Below are 17,259 nucleotides of genomic sequence, written 5' to 3' on the forward strand. Positions count from 1 at the left end.
AAATGCAGCCGTAACCATCCGCCGTTGACACCGGCGCAACCGTTTGCATTAATTGGCGGCACCTGACGTGACCCCAGCCACACTGGACGAAGGGCCCCGCCGTGCCAGCCACCATCCGAGACGTCGCCCGGGCCTCCGGCGTGCACATCTCCACGGTCTCCCGCACGTTCTCGGCCCCGCACCTGGTCAACCCCGAGACCCGGGGCCGGGTGCTGGCCTGTGCCGAGGAACTCGGCTACCGGCCCAACCGCGCCGCCCGCGCCCTCATCACCGGCCGTACGCACAACATCGGCCTGATCATCGCGGACATCGCCAACCCGTTCTTCCCGCCGCTGATCAAGGCGGCGGAGAGCCAGGCGCGGCAGCGCGACTACCACGTCTTCGTGGCCGACACCAACGAGGACCCGGTGGCCGAGGAGGAGCTGGTCCACGCCCTCGCCAAACAGGTCGACGGGGTGCTGCTGTGCAGCCCTCGGATGAGCAACAGCCTCATCGAGCAGCTCAGCCGCGAGGTGCCGCTGGTGGTGATAAACCGCCAGGTCGCCGGCCTGCCCTGCGTCACCATGGACGTCGGGCAGGGCGCCCGCGCCGCCATCGAGCACCTGACCGGCCTGGGCCACCGCCGCGTCGCGCTGCTCAGCGGGCCGCGCGGCTCGTGGACCAGCCGGGAGATCCGCCGGGCGGCCGGCGTCGCGGCCCGCGCCGCCGGCGCCGAGCTCACCGTGCTCGGGCCCAACGCGCCCACCGAGACCGGCGGCGGCGCCCTCGCCGAACAGGTCCGCCGCAGCGAGGTCACCGCGGTCCTCGCCTACAACGACCTGATGGCGATCGGCCTCATCGAGGAACTCGACGCCATCGGGCTGCGCGTCCCCCAGGACGTCAGCGTCGTCGGCATCGACGACATCACCCTGAGCCGGCTCACCCGGCCCAAGTTGACGACGGTGGCCACGCCGACCGCAGCCGCCGGCCGGACGGCCGTCGACATGCTCCTGCAACACGACGCCGTCGCCGCACGCGGATCACGCGGCGGCGGCCGGAGCGGCGCCAGCGACGACCGTCGTACCACCGCACAGGTAATGCTCCAGACCGAACTGGTCATCCGCGACTCGACCGCAGCCGTGCCGGCTGACGGTCGGCCCCGCCCCGAAGCCGGGTCGGTCACCCCGGGCCCGCATCGCCTTGCGGGCCCGGGTCGCCCGACCGCGACCACCGGCGGTGTCGTCGCCTCCTAACGCCAAGGAGTGAGCGCACATGCACCCCGCAACGCCCCCCACCACTGGCACGCCGGCCGTGCCCGTTCACCGTACCCCCGTCCCCCGACGGCGGCTGATCCGCGGCCTCCTCGCCGCGGTCGTCGCCCTGCCCCTGGTCCTCGGCGCCGCCGGCTGCGGCGACGACGAGGCCAGCACCGACCCGAACGCCCCGGTCAAGCTCTCGATCTTCTGGTGGGGCGGTGAGGCCCGGGCCAAGCTGACCGAGGAGGCCCTCGCCCTCTACACGAAGAAGCACCCCAACGTGACCTTCGAGAAGACCTGGCAGGCCAACCAGGGCTACTTCGACAAGCTGGCGACCCTCACCGCCGGCGGCAACCCGCCGGACATCTTCCAGATCGACGACAACTACCTGGCCGAGTACGCCGCCCGCAGCACCACCCTCGACCTGACCTCCTACAAGGACTCCGGCGACCTCGACGTCTCCAAGTTCCCCAGGAGCCTCTGGCAGTACGGCGTCGTCGACGGCAAGCTCGCCGGCCTCGCCGCCGGGGAGAACACCCAGGGCCTGGTCTACAACAAGACGCTGCTGACGAAGAACGGCCTGCCCGAGCCGACCACGGGGATGACCTGGGAGGAGCACATCGCCTGGGCCGAGCAGGTGGCGAAGAAGACGAGGGTCCCCGGCACCCAGGACCCGAGCGCCGACTACAAGGCGTTCTGGGTCTGGCTGCGCCAGCAGGGCAAGGACCTCTACAGGGGCAAGGAACTCGGCTTCACCGCCGAGGACGTGACGAAGTGGTTCGAGCTGTGGAAGGGGGCCCGTGATCGGGGCGCCACCCCGACCCCCGACGTCATCCACGAGGGCAACTCGAGCGACATCACCAAGCAACTCGTGGTCACCGGCAAGTCGGCGACCTCCTGGGTCTGGGTCAACCAGCTGCCCGACCTGAAGAAGAACACCGAGAACGAACTGGGCGTCGTGGCGTACCCGGGTGATCCGAGCGGCCAGTGGGCGCGGGCCGCGATGTACTGGTCGGTGTTCAAGAGCAGCAAGCACCGGGACGTCGCGGTCGACGTGATCAACTTCTTGGCCAACGACCCAGAGGCGGTGGCGCTACTCGGCACCGACCGCGGCCTGCCCTCGAACATGGACCTGCGGGCCAAGGTCAGCGAGACGACGAGCGATCCGGCGATGAAGCAGTCCATCCAGGTCGAGACCGAACTCGCGCAGAAGTTCGGCCAGGCGCCGCAGGTGCCGATCAAGGGCCACAGCAAGGTCAAGTCCGAGCTGATCAAGGCCGCCGAGAACGTCCAGTACGGCCGTGCCACGCCGGCCGATGCGGCGGCGCAGTACGTGGCGGCCTGCAAGTCCGCGATCGCCTGATTCCAGGTCGACGGAAAGGAGCCGGCCTGTGGCCCTCACCACGGCCCCCGGCCGGACCATGCCCAGCAGTTCCCCCCGGCCCCGCGCCACCCGGCGTGGGGCCGGCCGGGACCGGCACGGCGACGGTCTGGCTGGTTACATATTCCTCTCGCCCTGGCTCGTCGGACTGATGGCCGTCACGGCGATCCCCATGCTGCTCTCGCTCTACCTGAGCTTCACCAACTACGACATCCTCACCCCCTTCTCCGAGGTCGAGTGGGTCGGGCTCGCCAACTACGAGCGGATGTTCACCGCCGACCCGTCCTACTGGCACTCGGTGCGGGTGACGCTCACCTTCGCGCTGGTCGCCGTGCCGCTGAAGCTGGCCGCCGCGCTCGGGGTGGCGCTGCTGCTCAACCGGGCCTGGCGCGGCGTCGGCCTGTTACGCGGCCTGTTCTACCTGCCGTCGCTGCTCGGCGGCAGCGTGGCGCTGGCCATCGTCTGGGTCAACATGTTCAACCGCGAGGGCGCGTTCAACTCGCTGCTGGGCCTCTTCGGCATCGAGGGCGAACCCTGGGTCAACGACCCCGACTGGGCGCTGGAGACCCTGATGGTGCTCGCCATCTGGCAGTTCGGCGCACCCATGGTGATCTTCCTGGCCGGCCTCAAACAGGTGCCCACCGAGCTCTACGAGGCCGCCGCCGTCGACGGCGCCGGCAGGTGGCGGCAGTTCGTCGCCGTCACCCTGCCCATGCTCTCGCCGGTGATCTTCTTCAACCTCGTGCTGGAGACCATCAACGGCTTCCAGGGCTTCACCGCCGCGTTCGTGCTCAGCAACGGCACCGGCGGCCCGGTCGACTCCACCCTGATGTACACGCTGAACCTCTACATCACCGGCTTCACCGACCTGGAGATGGGCTACGCCTCCGCGATGGCCTGGGTCTTCCTGGTCGCCATCGCCATCATCACCGCCATCTTCTTCAGCACCGGACGCTTCTGGGTCCACTACTCCGACGGGGAGGACCGGTGACAGCCACGGCAACCCCGGCGACGACCGGGCGGCGCGGCCCGCGCCGCGCCGCCGGTGGGCAGGCCCTGCGCCTGCTCGTCCTGGTCGCGATCGTCGCGCTCGTGCTCTACCCGCTGTTCTGGATGATCGGTACGTCGCTGAAGAGCCAGGAGGAGATCGTCAGCAACGTCGGCCTGCTGCCGAAGGAGTTCACCCCCGGCAACTACGCCGACGGCTGGACGAACTTCGACCTCAGCTTCGGCCGGTTCTTCCTCAACAGCGCCATGGTCAGCCTGCTCACCGTCGTCGGCAACGCGGTCTCCTGCCTGCTCGCCGCGTACGCCTTCGCCCGGCTGCGGTTCCGGCTGCGCGGCGTCTGGTTCGCCGTCATGATCGGGACACTGCTGCTCCCCGGCCACGTGCTGATCGTGCCGCAGTACATTCTCTTCCGCAGCCTCGGCCTGGTCGGCGGCGACTGGCCGTACCTGCCGCTGCTGATCCCGCAGTTCCTGGCCACCGAGGCGTTCTTCGTCTTCCTGATGGTGCAGTTCATGCGGGGCATCCCGCGCGAACTCGACGAGGCGGCCAAGATCGACGGTGCGAACGCCTTCGGCATCTTCCGGCACGTCATCCTGCCGCTGAGCCGGCCCGCCCTCGTCACCACGGCGATCTTCTCGTTCATCTGGACCTGGAACGACTTCTTCCGCCAGCTCGTCTTCCTCTCCGACCTCGGGGACTACACCGTGCCGGTGGCGTTGACCCTGTTCATCGACTCGACCAGCCAGAGCGCCGTCGGCCCCATGTTCGCCATGTCGGTGCTCTCCCTGCTGCCGGTGTTCCTGTTCTTCGTGGCCTTCCAGCGGATGCTGGTCGAGGGCATCAACACCAGCGGGATCAAGGGATGACGCCGCACCGGGCCTCCGGGCCGGACCGGAGCGGCGGGCAGGGCCGGGACGCCGCGCCGGGCCGGGACGCCGCGCCCACCCGCCGCGACTGGCGGGACGTGCTCACCGACGCCACCGACCTGGCCGTGGTCGGCATCGCGCTGACCCTGGCCGCGCTGCCGGTGCTCACCGCGGCGGCAGCCGTCGCCACCGCCAGCGCGGCCGTGCACCACAGGTACGCCGACGGGTCCTGGCCCTCCGCCCGGGAGAACCTGACCCGGTTCGGGCGGGCGCTGCCGGCCGGCGCCGGGGTCAGCCTGCTGACGGTCGCCGCCCTCGCCCTGCTCGCCCTGGACGTCGCCGCGCTGGCCGGCGGCCGGGTACCCGGCGGCGCGCCCCTGCTCCTGGTCACCACGCTGGTCGCCGCCGCCCTCACCGGGTACGCCGGGCTCGTCGTGGTGCAGATCGGGCGCGCCGGCGGGCGGGGCTGGCGGGAGGCCGCGCGGCGCGCCGCCGAGGTCTGCCACGCCCACCCCGGCACCTGGGCCGCGGCCGGCGGGGCCAGCGCCGTCGCCGCGCTGCTCGCCGTCATGGTCACCCCGGTCGCCGTGCCCATCCTCGCCGGGTACGCCCTCGCCGCCCTGCACGCCGTCGCCCGACGGACCGCGCCCGCCCCGGTGGGCCAGTCGTGACCGGCGACGACCCCCGGCTCAGCGTGGACGGGGTGCCCGTGGCCCGGTACGTCGTCGACCCGGCGATCGACCCCCGCCACGGGCCCCGCCCGTACCTGCACCCGGTGCGCACCCTGGGCGGCACGGTGGTCACCGACGCGTTCCCGGCCGACCACGTCTGGCACCTCGGCGCGTCCCTGGCCGTGCAGGACGTCGACGGCACCAACCTCTGGGGCGGGCGCACCTACGTCCGCGACGTCGGCTACACCTGGCGCGACGACCACGGCCGGATCGCGCACACCCGGTGGGAGACGCGGGAGCCGCACCGGCTCGCGCACCACCTCCAGTGGCGCGACCCCACCGGGACGGTGCTGCTCGCCGAGCGCCGGGAACTCTCCGCCCACCGGCTCGACGATCGAGCCTGGGCCCTCGACGTCGGCTACACACTGACCGCCCCCGCCGACCGGGACGTCACCCTCGGCAGCCCCGCCACCAACGGCCGGCCCGGCGGCGCCGGCTACGGCGGATTCTTCTGGCGGGCGCGCAGCGCGACACCGGCCCGGGTACGCACCGCCGCCGCCGAGGGGGAGGAGGCGGTCAACGGCAGCGCCGAGCCCTGGCTGGCGTTCGCCGGCACCGGGCCGGACGGGTCCGCGTACACCCTCGTCCTGGCGGGGCTCGCGCCCGGCGACCGGTGGTTCGTGCGGACCGCCATGTACCCAGGCGTCTGCGCCGCGTTCGCCTTCGACCGCCCCCGGCTGATCGCGGCCGGCACCACCCACGTCGGCCGGCACCGGGTGGTGGTCGCCGACGGCGACCTCGACCCGGCCACGGCCGCCGCCCTGGCCACCGGGCCGGTGCCCGGATGACCGGCCCCGACCTGGTCACGGTCGGCGAGACGATGGTCGTGCTCACCCCCGCCGACGCGACGCCGCTGGACCACGCCGACGGCCTCGCCGTCGGCGTCGGCGGGGCCGAGACCAACGTGGCCGGCTACCTGGCCCGGCTCGGTCACCACGCCGTCTGGGCCGGCCGGGTCGGCGACGATCCCTTCGGGCGCCTCGTCGTCCGGCACGTCGCCGGGACCGGCGTCGACGTCACCGCCGTGCTCGTCGACCCCGACGCCCCCACCGGCCTCTACGCCAAGGACCCGGCCCCCGGCGGCACCCGCGTGCACTACTACCGGGCCGGCTCGGCGGCCTCCCGGCTCGACCGCACGGTGCTGGACGACCCCCGCCTCACCGGCGCCCGGGTGCTGCACCTCTCCGGCATCACCGCCGCCCTCTCCGGCAACTGCCGGGCGCTGGTGGAGCACGCCGTCACCCGACGGCCGCTGGCCGGCGCGCTGGTCAGCTTCGACGTCAACCACCGGCCCGGGCTCTGGCCCGCCGCCCTGGCCGCGCCCGTGCTGCACCGGCTCGCCGACCGCGCCGACCTCGTCTTCGTCGGCCTCGACGAGGCGCGCACGCTCTGGGGGGTCGACACCCCCGACGACGTACGCCGCCTGCTTCCCGGCCCGGACACGGTGGTGGTCAAGGACGCGGCGGTGGCCGCGACCGCCCTGCCCCGACAGGGACCGGCCACCGTCGTTCCGGCTGTCCCGGTCACCGTGGTGGAACCCGTCGGCGCCGGCGACGCCTTCGCCGCCGGCTACCTGGCGGCCCTCCTGCGCGACCTCGATCCGACGTCCCGGCTCCGCTGGGGGCACCTGCTCGCCGCCCACGCGCTGCGGGTGACCGGCGACACCGCCCCGGTGCCGGCCGCCGAACGGCTCGCCGAACTGGCCGCGCTGCCCGCCGAACGCTGGACCACCCTCGACCTGACGGAGGAGACGCCCGATGCCCGCACATGACTTCGCGCCGGTCCTCGGCGCCGCGCGGGTGATGGTGATCCTGCGCGACCTGCCGCCCGACGAGACCCTCCGGCTCGCCCAGCGCGCCTGGGACCTCGGCATCGACGTCGTGGAGGTGCCCGTCCGCACCCCGGAGGCCCTGCCCGCGCTGCGGGCGGCGGTCGCGGCGGGTCGCGAGCGCGGCCGACCCGTCGGGGCGGGCACGGTCCTCAGCGTCGAGCAGGTGGCCCGCGCCGCCGAGGCCGGCGCCGCGTTCACCGTCGCGCCCGGGCTCGATCTCGCCGTCGCGGACGCCGCCGCCGAGCGGGGGCTGCCGCACCTGCCCGGCGTGGCGACGCCCACCGAGGCACAGCGCGCCCGGGACCACGGCCTGCGGTGGCTCAAGGCGTTCCCCGCGGTCAGCCTCGGTCCGGCCTGGTTCCGGGCCGTCGCCGGGCCGCTGCCCGAGCTGCGTTTCGTCGCCACAGGCGGCCTGGACGCCGGCAACGCGGGGGAGTTCCTCGCCGCCGGCGTACGGGTCGTGGCGGTGGGCTCCGCACTGGCCGACCCCGGCCAGGTCGACCGGCTCGCCGAGCTGGCCCGCGCCTGACCGGCCTGTGATCCGCGACGCCGGCTCCGGATTTGACGATCTTGCCGCGGGCCGCGTAACTTTCTCTCTGCCAGCGCGGAACGGACGAAGCAGGGCGAAAGTCCTGAAGGCCGGAGCGCGGGAACAACCTCAGGCGCCGACGGGTTCACCTCGTCGGAGCTTGGACCGGGCGGTGCCCCGGATTCGCCGCAGGGCGGATTTGGTGAGGCGGAGCCGACCGGGTATGGTTGACGACCGGCAGGGCACCGGGCGAGTTCGCGGAGATCCGCGGCGGCCGGCCTGCTGAAATTCACAATCCGTCCGGCAGGAGCCGGTCTGTTTGTGGTGCCCGGAAATTGGGTGGAAGTGGTGCGGATCGCGACAGAGCGGTTTGACACGGCGGAAATCACCGGGTAACGTAGTAAAAGTGCCCGGCGCGGAAACGCGGCGGGGGCGCGAACGAAATGCCCCGGGTCGGGGGCTCCACGGTGTGGGGTTTCCGGGCGGTGTGTGGTTGTTCTTTGAGAACTCAACAGGGTGCTTGATAAGCCAGTGCCAAATTGTTTATACCCCGGACTGGTCAGGCCTTTGGTTTGGCTGGTTTCGGATTCCTTTGGCAACACTTTTTGTTGTCGGGACAGTTTTTCAACAAGTTTTTGTTGGAGAGTTTGATCCTGGCTCAGGACGAACGCTGGCGGCGTGCTTAACACATGCAAGTCGAGCGGAAAGGCCCTTCGGGGTACTCGAGCGGCGAACGGGTGAGTAACACGTGAGCAACCTGCCCTAGGCTTTGGGATAACCCCGGGAAACCGGGGCTAATACCGAATAGGACCTCCGATCGCATGGTTGGTGGTGGAAAGTTTTTCGGCCTGGGATGGGCTCGCGGCCTATCAGCTTGTTGGTGGGGTGATGGCCTACCAAGGCGACGACGGGTAGCCGGCCTGAGAGGGCGACCGGCCACACTGGGACTGAGACACGGCCCAGACTCCTACGGGAGGCAGCAGTGGGGAATATTGCACAATGGGCGGAAGCCTGATGCAGCGACGCCGCGTGAGGGATGACGGCCTTCGGGTTGTAAACCTCTTTCAGCAGGGACGAAGCGTAAGTGACGGTACCTGCAGAAGAAGCGCCGGCCAACTACGTGCCAGCAGCCGCGGTAAGACGTAGGGCGCGAGCGTTGTCCGGATTTATTGGGCGTAAAGAGCTCGTAGGCGGCTTGTCGCGTCGACTGTGAAAACCCGCAGCTCAACTGCGGGCCTGCAGTCGATACGGGCAGGCTAGAGTTCGGTAGGGGAGACTGGAATTCCTGGTGTAGCGGTGAAATGCGCAGATATCAGGAGGAACACCGGTGGCGAAGGCGGGTCTCTGGGCCGATACTGACGCTGAGGAGCGAAAGCGTGGGGAGCGAACAGGATTAGATACCCTGGTAGTCCACACTGTAAACGTTGGGCGCTAGGTGTGGGGGGCCTCTCCGGTTCCCTGTGCCGCAGCTAACGCATTAAGCGCCCCGCCTGGGGAGTACGGCCGCAAGGCTAAAACTCAAAGGAATTGACGGGGGCCCGCACAAGCGGCGGAGCATGCGGATTAATTCGATGCAACGCGAAGAACCTTACCTGGGTTTGACATGGCCGCAAAACTCGCAGAGATGTGAGGTCCTTCGGGGGCGGTCACAGGTGGTGCATGGCTGTCGTCAGCTCGTGTCGTGAGATGTTGGGTTAAGTCCCGCAACGAGCGCAACCCTCGTTCGATGTTGCCAGCGCGTTATGGCGGGGACTCATCGAAGACTGCCGGGGTCAACTCGGAGGAAGGTGGGGATGACGTCAAGTCATCATGCCCCTTATGTCCAGGGCTTCACGCATGCTACAATGGCCGGTACAATGGGCTGCGATACCGTGAGGTGGAGCGAATCCCAAAAAGCCGGTCTCAGTTCGGATCGGGGTCTGCAACTCGACCCCGTGAAGTCGGAGTCGCTAGTAATCGCAGATCAGCAACGCTGCGGTGAATACGTTCCCGGGCCTTGTACACACCGCCCGTCACGTCACGAAAGTCGGCAACACCCGAAGCCGGTGGCCCAACCCTTGTGGAGGGAGCCGTCGAAGGTGGGGCTGGCGATTGGGACGAAGTCGTAACAAGGTAGCCGTACCGGAAGGTGCGGCTGGATCACCTCCTTTCTAAGGAGCACCTTCCGACGAAAGTCGGTGAGGAGCCCGCGACCTGCGAATGTCGGGTCGGGGTGCTCGATGGCGGAGACACTGGTCAGTCAGGCGCCGGCAACGGTCACGGATGTCTAGTACACGCCCTTTCGGGGGTGCAGGAACGATGGATGTGGTGCGGCTGGTGGCTGGTGTATAGCACCCTGTTGGGTCCTGAAAGAACAACCGGTGGTTGTTTCTTTCGGAGCCGTAGGCGAGCGTGAGTGCTTGTCGGGCTGCCAGGCATGGCCTGGTCTCGCATACCGGTCACGGTGGTGGTGCTGGTGTGGGGCTGTGGGTTGTGGGTTGGTCGTTTGTTGAGAATTGCACAGTGGACGCGAGCATCTTTGTGGTCAAGTTGTCAAGGGCGAACGGTGGATGCCTTGGCACCAGGAGCCGATGAAGGACGTGGGAGGCCGCGATAGGCCTGGGGGAGCTGTCAACCGAGCTGTGATCCCAGGGTGTCCGAATGGGGGAACCCGGCATCAGTCATGTGATGTCACCTGCACCTGAACACATAGGGTGTATGGGGGGAACGCGGGGAAGTGAAACATCTCAGTACCCGTAGGAAGAGAAAACAAATTAGTGATTCCGTGAGTAGTGGCGAGCGAAAGCGGATTGAGGCTAAACCGGCTGCGTGTGATACCTGTCAGGGGTTGCGTGGTCGGGGTTGTGGGACCCTGCTGAGCAAGCTGACACTTGTTCGAGGAGTTATAAAGTCAGTGGCTAGCCGAACAGTCTGGAATGGCTGACCGTAGGCGGTGATAGTCCGGTAGGTGAAAGTTGCTGACCTTCTGTGGGTGTTCCCGAGTAGCGGCGGACCCCTGAAATCTGCCGTGAATCTGCCAGGACCACCTGGTAAGCCTAAATACTTCCTGGTGACCGATAGCGGACGAGTACCGTGAGGGAATGGTGAAAAGTACCCCGGGAGGGGAGTGAAATAGTACCTGAAACCGTTCGCCTACAATCCGTCGGAGCCTTGCGGGGTGACGGCGTGCCTTTTGAAGAATGAGCCTGCGAGTTAGTGGCATGTGGCGAGGTTAACCCGTGTGGGGGAGCCGTAGCGAAAGCGAGTCTGAATAGGGCGATTCAGTCGCGTGTCCTAGACCCGAAGCGGAGTGATCTAGCCATGGGCAGGCTGAAGCGCGGGTAAGACCGCGTGGAGGGCCGAACCCACCAACGTTGAAAAGTTGGGGGATGACCTGTGGTTAGGGGTGAAAGGCCAATCAAACTCCGTGATAGCTGGTTCTCCCCGAAATGCATTTAGGTGCAGCGTCGCGTGTTTCTTGCCGGAGGTAGAGCACTGGATGGTCTAGGGGGCCCACAAGCTTACCGAAATCAGCCAAACTCCGAATGCCGGTAAGTGAGAGCGCGGCAGTGAGACTGCGGGGGATAAGCTTCGTAGTCGAGAGGGAAACAGCCCAGATCACCAGCTAAGGCCCCTAAGCGTGTGCTAAGTGGAAAAGGATGTGGGGTCGCATAGACAACCAGGAGGTTGGCTTAGAAGCAGCCACCCTTTAAAGAGTGCGTAATAGCTCACTGGTCAAGTGGTTCCGCGCCGACAATGTAGCGGGGCTCAAGCACACCGCCGAAGCTGTGGCATTCACATTTTTACTTCGCAACGCCTTGATGTGTTGTGCAGGTGTGTGGATGGGTAGGGGAGCGTCGTGCCGGGGGTGAAGCAGCGGGGTGACCCAGTTGTGGACGCGGCACGAGTGAGAATGCAGGCATGAGTAGCGAAAGAAGGGTGAGAAACCCTTCCGCCGGATGACCAAGGGTTCCAGGGCCAGGCTAATCCGCCCTGGGTGAGTCGGGACCTAAGGCGAGGCCGAGAGGCGTAGTCGATGGACAACGGGTTGATATTCCCGTACCCGCGAAAGAGCGTCCCTGATGAACCTCGTTGTGCTAACCACCCAAACCAGCCAAGGCCTTCGGGTTGAGGTTGGGGAGCGTGGGAACCTGGCGGGTAGTAGTCAAGCGATGGGGTGACGCAGGAAGGTAGCTGAGCCCGGCCGGTGGTTGTGCCGGGGTAAGCGTGTAGGCCGTGCTGTAGGCAAATCCGCAGCACATGTAGGCTGAGACGTGATGCCGAGCCGATTCAGGTGAAGTCAGTGATCCTATGCTGCCGAGAAAAGCCTCTAGCGAGTTCTGAGCGGCCCGTACCCCAAACCGACACAGGTGGTCAGGTAGAGAATACCGAGGCGATCGGGCGAACTGTGGTTAAGGAACTCGGCAAATTGCCCCCGTAACTTAGGGAGAAGGGGGGCCGGAGACGTGAAGCCCCGCGCGGGTGGAGCGTTGTATGGCCGCAGAGAGCAGGGGGAAGCGACTGTTTACTAAAAACACAGGTCCATGCGAAGAAGTAATTCGATGTATATGGACTGACGCCTGCCCGGTGCTGGAACGTTAAGGGGACCTGTTAGCTCTTCGGGGCGAAGCGGAGAACTTAAGCGCCAGTAAACGGCGGTGGTAACTATAACCATCCTAAGGTAGCGAAATTCCTTGTCGGGTAAGTTCCGACCTGCACGAATGGCGTAACGACTTCCCCACTGTCTCAACCACAGGCCCGGCGAAATTGCATTACGAGTAAAGATGCTCGTTACGCGCGGCAGGACGGAAAGACCCCGGGACCTTTACTATAGCTTGACATTGGTATCTGAGTTAGCTTGTGTAGGATAGGTGGGAGCCGGTGAAGTCCATACGCCAGTATGGGTGGAGGCAATCTTGAAATACCACTCTGGTTGATTTGGGTATCTAACTTCGGACCGTTATCCGGTTCAGGGACAGTGTCTGGTGGGTAGTTTAACTGGGGCGGTTGCCTCCTAAAGGGTAACGGAGGCGCCCAAAGGTTCCCTCAGCCTGGTTGGCAATCAGGTGTTGAGTGCAAGTACACAAGGGAGCTTGACTGTGAGACTGACAGGTCGAGCAGGGACGAAAGTCGGGACTAGTGATCCGGCACTTGCGTGTGGAAGCGGTGTCGCTCAACGGATAAAAGGTACCCCGGGGATAACAGGCTGATCTTCCCCAAGAGTCCATATCGACGGGATGGTTTGGCACCTCGATGTCGGCTCGTCGCATCCTGGGGCTGTAGCAGGTCCCAAGGGTTGGGCTGTTCGCCCATTAAAGCGGTACGCGAGCTGGGTTTAGAACGTCGTGAGACAGTTCGGTCCCTATCCGCCGTGCGCGTAGGATACTTGAGAAGGGCTGTCCCTAGTACGAGAGGACCGGGACGGACGAACCTCTGGTGTGCCAGTTGTCCCGCCAGGGGCACGGCTGGTTAGCTACGTTCGGAAGGGATAACCGCTGAAAGCATCTAAGCGGGAAGCTCGCTTCAAGATGAGGTATCCCACCATCCTTTGGATGGGTAAGGCCCCCAGCTAGACGACTGGGTTGATAGGCCGGAAATGTAAGCCCGGTAACGGGTTCAGTTGACCGGTACTAATAGGCCGAGGACTTGATTACTAAGCTGCTACGCGTCCACTGTGCAACTCTGAACGAGCGAACACTCCACGTGTGTTTGACATGTTCATAGAGTTACGGCGGTCATGGCGGAGGGGAAACGCCCGGTTACATTCCGAACCCGGAAGCTAAGCCCTCCAGCGCCGATGGTACTGCACTCGGGAGGGTGTGGGAGAGTAGGACACCGCCGGACAATCATTCCAGTCGAGGGCCGCCCCATCCGGGTCGGCCCTCGACTGCGTAGCGCCATGGATGGCGCAATGAGGAAGGATGTACCTGTGAGTTCAGGATCGCAGGGCGGAGATCGTCCCCGTCGTAACGACGACCGTTCGGGCGGGCGCGAGGGCGCCCCGCGCCGCGGTGACGGGCCCTCGTACCGGAACGACCGGGACGGCCAGCGCGGCGGATACGCCGGCGGTGAGCGCCGCGAAGGTGGTTTCCGTGGCGGCGAGCGCCGTGAGGGCGGCTTCCGTTCTGGCCCGCCGCGTGAGGGCGGGTTCCGTGGCGGCGACCGCGAGGGCTCCCGTGGCGGTGACCGCGAGGGTGGTTTCCGTGGCGGCGAGCGTCGTGAGGGTGGTTTCCGTCGTGAGGGCGGCGACCGTCCAGGTGGCGGCTTCCGTGGCGGTGACCGCGAAGGCTTCCGCGGTGGTGACCGCCGAGAGGGCGGTTTCCGTGGCGGCGACCGTCGTGAAGGCGGCTACCGGGGTGGTGACCGCGAGGGCGGTTTCCGGGGTGGTGACCGTCGTGAGGGCGGCGACCGTCCAGGTGGCGGCTTCCGTGGCGGTGACCGCCGAGAGGGTGGCTTCCGCGGTGGTGACCGCGAGGGTGGTTTCCGTCGTGAGGGCGGCGACCGTCCGGGCGGTGGCTTCCGTGGCGGTGACCGCGAAGGCTTCCGCGGTGGTGACCGCCGAGAGGGCGGTTTCCGTGGCGGTGACCGTCGTGAAGGCGGCTACCGGGGTGGTGACCGCCGAGAGGGCGGTTTCCGTGGCGGCGATCGTCGTGAGGGTGGTGACCGTCCGGGCGGTGGTTTCCGTGGCGGTGACCGCGAAGGCTTCCGCGGTGGTGACCGTCGTGAGGGTGGTTTCCGTCGTGAGGGCGGCGACCGTCCAGGTGGCGGCTACCGTGGCGGTGACCGCGAAGGCTTCCGTGGCGGTGACCGTCGTGAAGGCGGCTACCGGGGTGGTGACCGCGAGGGCGGCTTCCGCGGCGGCGAGCGCCGCGAGGGCGGTTTCCGTGGCGGTGACCGTCGTGAGGGTGGCGACCGTCCGGGCGGTGGCTTCCGCGGTGGTGACCGCGAGGGCGGCTTCCGCGGTGGCGAGCGTCGTGAGGGCGGCGACCGTCCAGGTGGCGGCTACCGCGGCGGTGACCGCGAAGGCTTCCGTGGCGGTGACCGTCGTGAGGGTGGCTTCCGCGGTGGTGACCGCGAAGGTGGCTTCCGTGGCGGCGACCGTCGTGAGGGTGGTTTCCGTCGTGAGGGCGGAGACCGTGCGGGCGGCGGCTTCCGTGGCGGTGACCGCGAGGGCGGCTTCCGCGGTGGCGAGCGTCGTGAGGGCGGCGACCGTCCAGGTGGCGGCTACCGCGGCGGTGACCGCGAAGGCTTCCGTGGCGGTGACCGTCGTGAGGGTGGCTTCCGCGGTGGTGACCGCGAGGGTGGCTTCCGTGGCGGCGACCGTCGTGAGGGTGGTTTCCGTCGTGAGGGCGGAGACCGTCCGGGCGGTGGTTTCCGCGGTGGTGACCGCGAAGGCTTCCGCAGTGGCGAGCGTCGTGAAGGTGGCTACCGGGGTGGTGACCGTGAGGGCGGTTACCGGGGCGGTGAGCGCCGCGACGAGCGGCGGGACCGTCCGGAGTCGGAGGAGCGTACGCAGGCTCCGGCGCTGCCCGACGAGATCGTCGCCACCGACCTCGACAAGGACGTCCGGGCCGAGCTGCTGTCGCTGGCCAAGCCGGTCGCCGAGACGGTCGCCCGGCATCTGGTTGCCACGGGTCAGCTGATCGACGAGGACCCGGCGGAGGCGTTGGCGCACGCGCTGGCCGCCCGTCGGCTGGCGTCCCGGATCGCCGCCGTCCGCGAGGCGGTCGGGCTGGCCGCGTACCACGCGGGGGAGTGGCAGAGCGCGATCGCGGAGCTGCGCACGTACCACCGGATGACCGGGCTGCAGAGCCACCTGGCGGTGCTGGCGGACTGCGAGCGGGCACTGGGCCGGCCGGAGCGGGCGATCGACCTGTTCCGTGGCGCGGACCGGGAGAAGCTGGACCAGGCGGTGGCGATCGAGCTGCTGATCGTGGCGGCCGGCGCGCGCGGCGATCTCGGCCAGAAGGACGCCGCGGTGGCCATGCTCCAGGTTCCGGAACTGACCACGGAGGCGACCGAGCCGTGGACGGCGAGGCTGCGTTACGCGTACGCCGACGCGCTCCTCGCGGTCGGTCGTAGCGAGGAGGCCCGCGAGTGGTTCTCCCGGGCGGCCGACGTGGACGCGGAGGGCGAGACGGACGCCGCCGAGCGCCTGCTGGAGCTCGACGGGGTGCTGATCGAGGGCGACGAGGAGGACGAGGCCGAGGCCATCGCCTCCGGTCCCGGCGCCCCCGGTGCGGTGCCGGCCCGTCCGGACGCCGACCTGACCGGCGACGCCGAGTCCACGGGCCCCGACGACGAGCGGCGCGAGCCGACCGGGGCCACCGACGAGGCGGACACGGTCGGGACCCTCGACGATCGGGACGAGGGCGCCGACGAGCGCGGTGAGACCGTGGCTCTCGACGAGCGCGGCGAGGCTGCGGTCGAGGCGGTGCAGACGGACGATCTGGCCGACGACGAGCTGACCGACGACGAGGCGCGTGTTGTCGCGGCCGGCCCTGGCCGCACCGCCGACGCCACCGTCAGCGAGGGCGACAGCAGCGACGCCTCCGGCACCGGAGGCGACGGCAGCGACGCTGTCGGCACCGGCGAGTCGGGCACCGCGCAGCGATGACGACGCGCGCCGGGGAGCGGCTTGTCGACGGGTACGCCCTGGTCGTCTTCGACCTGGACGGCGTGATCTACCTGATCGACCGGCCGATCCCCGGCGCGGTCGAGGCGGTCGGCCGGCTGCACGCGGAGGGGCGGGCGGTCGCGTACGCGACCAACAACGCCTCGCGCCGCTCCAGTGAGGTGGCCGACCTGCTGACCGGGATGGGCGTCGCCGCCCGGCCGGAGGAGGTTCTCACCTCCGCGGCGGCCGCCGCCGAACTGCTCCGCGACCAGCTTCCCGCCGGCGCCGCGGTGCTGGTGGTCGGCGCCGAGGCGCTGCGGGCCGAGGTCCGCGCCGCCGGCCTGACCCCGGTGTCCCGGGCCGACGAGTCGCCGGTCGCGGTGGTGCAGGGGTACGGGCCGCAGGTCGGCTGGGCCGACCTGGCCGAGGCGTCGGTGGCGGTACGCGGCGGGGCGACCTGGATCGCCACCAACACCGACCGGACGCTGCCCAGCGGTCGTGGCCCGTTGCCGGGCAACGGCGCGCTGGTCGCCGCGCTGCGCACCGCGCTCGGCCGCGATCCCGACGTGGTGGTGGGCAAGCCCGAGCCGGCGTTGTTCGCCACCGCGGCCCGTCGCGCCGGGGACGGCCGTGCGCTGGTGGTCGGCGACCGCCTGGACACCGACATCGAGGGAGCCCGACGGGCGGGGCTGGACAGCCTGCTGGTGCTCACCGGCGTCAGTGACGTGGCCGAGCTGCTCGCCGCCGCGCCGCAGCGTCGGCCGACGTACGTCTCGATGGACCTGGCCGGGCTCTTCGACCCGACGGCGGTGGTGCGGGTCCCGGCTGCCGGGGACTCCGGCGGATGGTCGGTGGCCTCGCGGGACGGCGTGCTGGAACTGTCCGGGCAGGGCCGTGCGCTGGACGCGCTGGCGGCGCTGTGCGCGGGCGCCTGGTCGGCCGGGTCGGCGCGGGTGCGTGCCGGGTCGGCGCAGGCCGGGCAGGCACTGACCGCGCTGGGTCTGGCCGGCTGAGCGACCCGGGGAGCCGCGCCGGGCGGCCCGCCCGGGGCGGCACCGGGAGTCTGAGGACCCGGCCGGAC

At 68.7% G+C, this 17,259-nt stretch carries 11 protein-coding genes and 3 rRNA genes; 13 read left to right on the top strand and 1 reads right to left on the bottom strand.

Going from position 1 to position 17,259, the window contains the following annotated elements; genetic code table 11:
- The first annotated feature begins 101 nt into the window (after positions 1 to 101).
- The 11 genes from GA0070606_RS28720 (at position 102) to rrf (ending at position 13,405) form a co-directional block, all read left to right on the top strand.
- Complete coding sequence (locus GA0070606_RS28720; RefSeq protein WP_091106347.1) at positions 102 to 1,232, top strand: LacI family DNA-binding transcriptional regulator; 1,131 nt, start codon at positions 102 to 104, stop codon at positions 1,230 to 1,232.
- A gap of 19 nt (positions 1,233 to 1,251) precedes the next feature.
- Positions 1,252 to 2,598: an ABC transporter substrate-binding protein gene (locus GA0070606_RS28725; protein ID WP_091106348.1), complete on the top strand. Its 1,347-nt coding sequence runs from the start codon at positions 1,252 to 1,254 to the stop codon at positions 2,596 to 2,598.
- Between the two features lie 28 nt (positions 2,599 to 2,626).
- Complete coding sequence (locus tag GA0070606_RS28730; RefSeq protein ID WP_091106349.1) at positions 2,627 to 3,607, top strand: carbohydrate ABC transporter permease; 981 nt, start codon at positions 2,627 to 2,629, stop codon at positions 3,605 to 3,607.
- Positions 3,604 to 4,491, top strand: a complete 888-nt coding sequence (locus GA0070606_RS28735; protein WP_425413073.1) for a carbohydrate ABC transporter permease — start codon at positions 3,604 to 3,606, stop codon at positions 4,489 to 4,491. Before GA0070606_RS28730 ends, GA0070606_RS28735 begins: the two co-directional genes overlap by 4 nt.
- Positions 4,488 to 5,162, top strand: coding sequence for a hypothetical protein (locus GA0070606_RS28740; protein WP_245724854.1), 675 nt, complete (start codon positions 4,488 to 4,490; stop codon positions 5,160 to 5,162). The genes GA0070606_RS28735 and GA0070606_RS28740 overlap by 4 nt, the downstream gene beginning before the upstream one ends.
- Positions 5,159 to 6,010, top strand: a complete 852-nt coding sequence (locus tag GA0070606_RS28745; protein WP_091106350.1) for a DUF6807 domain-containing protein — start codon at positions 5,159 to 5,161, stop codon at positions 6,008 to 6,010. Before GA0070606_RS28740 ends, GA0070606_RS28745 begins: the two co-directional genes overlap by 4 nt.
- Positions 6,007 to 6,993: a sugar kinase gene (locus GA0070606_RS28750; RefSeq protein ID WP_091106351.1), complete on the top strand. Its 987-nt coding sequence runs from the start codon at positions 6,007 to 6,009 to the stop codon at positions 6,991 to 6,993. Before GA0070606_RS28745 ends, GA0070606_RS28750 begins: the two co-directional genes overlap by 4 nt.
- Positions 6,980 to 7,582 (top strand): bifunctional 4-hydroxy-2-oxoglutarate aldolase/2-dehydro-3-deoxy-phosphogluconate aldolase, encoded by a 603-nt coding sequence (locus GA0070606_RS28755; protein ID WP_091106352.1) that lies wholly within the window; start codon positions 6,980 to 6,982, stop codon positions 7,580 to 7,582. Before GA0070606_RS28750 ends, GA0070606_RS28755 begins: the two co-directional genes overlap by 14 nt.
- A 635-nt stretch (positions 7,583 to 8,217) precedes the next feature.
- Positions 8,218 to 9,732, top strand: a 16S ribosomal RNA gene (locus GA0070606_RS28760).
- A gap of 372 nt (positions 9,733 to 10,104) precedes the next feature.
- Positions 10,105 to 13,215 (top strand): 23S ribosomal RNA (locus tag GA0070606_RS28765).
- Between the two features lie 73 nt (positions 13,216 to 13,288).
- Positions 13,289 to 13,405 (top strand): 5S ribosomal RNA (rrf, locus tag GA0070606_RS28770).
- Together the 16S, 23S and 5S rRNA genes form the textbook arrangement of a ribosomal RNA operon.
- Positions 13,406 to 13,496: 91 nt before the next feature.
- Here rrf and GA0070606_RS32775 read toward each other — a convergent pair.
- The gene (locus GA0070606_RS32775; RefSeq protein WP_176737172.1) at positions 13,497 to 15,236 is read right to left on the bottom strand and encodes a hypothetical protein; all 1,740 of its coding nucleotides are present in this window, start codon (positions 15,234 to 15,236) and stop codon (positions 13,497 to 13,499) included.
- Between GA0070606_RS32775 and GA0070606_RS28775 the strand changes: the two genes are divergently transcribed.
- Together GA0070606_RS28775 and GA0070606_RS28780 are read left to right on the top strand one after the other, a co-directional pair.
- A complete protein-coding gene (locus GA0070606_RS28775; protein ID WP_245725000.1) occupies positions 15,147 to 16,178 on the top strand; it encodes a tetratricopeptide repeat protein in 1,032 nt (343 codons plus the stop codon). The two genes, GA0070606_RS32775 and GA0070606_RS28775, sit on opposite strands and share 90 nt — an antisense overlap.
- Entirely contained in the window at positions 16,175 to 17,191 is a 1,017-nt protein-coding gene (locus GA0070606_RS28780) for an HAD-IIA family hydrolase (RefSeq protein ID WP_091106353.1), read from the top strand. Before GA0070606_RS28775 ends, GA0070606_RS28780 begins: the two co-directional genes overlap by 4 nt.
- The last annotated feature ends 68 nt before the right edge of the window (positions 17,192 to 17,259 follow it).

This window comes from Micromonospora citrea (genome assembly GCF_900090315.1).
GTDB lineage: Bacteria > Actinomycetota > Actinomycetes > Mycobacteriales > Micromonosporaceae > Micromonospora > Micromonospora citrea.